Consider the following 800-nt stretch of genomic DNA (forward strand, 5'->3'; position numbering starts at 1 on the left):
TGGTTTCGGCTATCACTTCTGGATGATCCCGCGGCGTATTAGTTAGTTGGTGAGGTAAAGGCCCACCAAGACAATGATACGTAGCCGACCTGAGAGGGTAATCGGCCACATTGGGACTGAGACACGGCCCAAACTCCTACGGGAGGCAGCAGTAGGGAATCTTCCACAATGGACGAAAGTCTGATGGAGCAATGCCGCGTGAGTGAAGAAGGGTTTCGGCTCGTAAAACTCTGTTGTTAAAGAAGAACACTTCTGAGAGTAACTGTTCAGAAGTTGACGGTATTTAACCAGAAAGCCACGGCTAACTACGTGCCAGCAGCCGCGGTAATACGTAGGTGGCAAGCGTTGTCCGGATTTATTGGGCGTAAAGCGAGCGCAGGCGGTTTTTTAAGTCTGATGTGAAAGCCTTCGGCTTAACCGGAGAAGTGCATCGGAAACTGGGAAACTTGAGTGCAGAAGAGGACAGTGGAACTCCATGTGTAGCGGTGGAATGCGTAGATATATGGAAGAACACCAGTGGCGAAGGCGGCTGTCTAGTCTGTAACTGACGCTGAGGCTCGAAAGCATGGGTAGCGAACAGGATTAGATACCCTGGTAGTCCATGCCGTAAACGATGAGTGCTAGGTGTTGGAGGGTTTCCGCCCTTCAGTGCCGCAGCTAACGCATTAAGCACTCCGCCTGGGGAGTACGACCGCAAGGTTGAAACTCAAAGGAATTGACGGGGGCCCGCACAAGCGGTGGAGCATGTGGTTTAATTCGAAGCTACGCGAAGAACCTTACCAGGTCTTGACATACTATGC

At 51.6% G+C, this 800-nt stretch carries 1 rRNA gene; it reads left to right on the top strand.

Annotated features, from left to right (window positions below):
* Positions 1-800 (top strand): 16S ribosomal RNA (locus FAY32_RS14440); the annotation flags it as partial.

The sequence above is a fragment of the Levilactobacillus enshiensis genome (genome assembly GCF_007115095.1).
GTDB lineage: Bacteria > Bacillota > Bacilli > Lactobacillales > Lactobacillaceae > Levilactobacillus > Levilactobacillus enshiensis.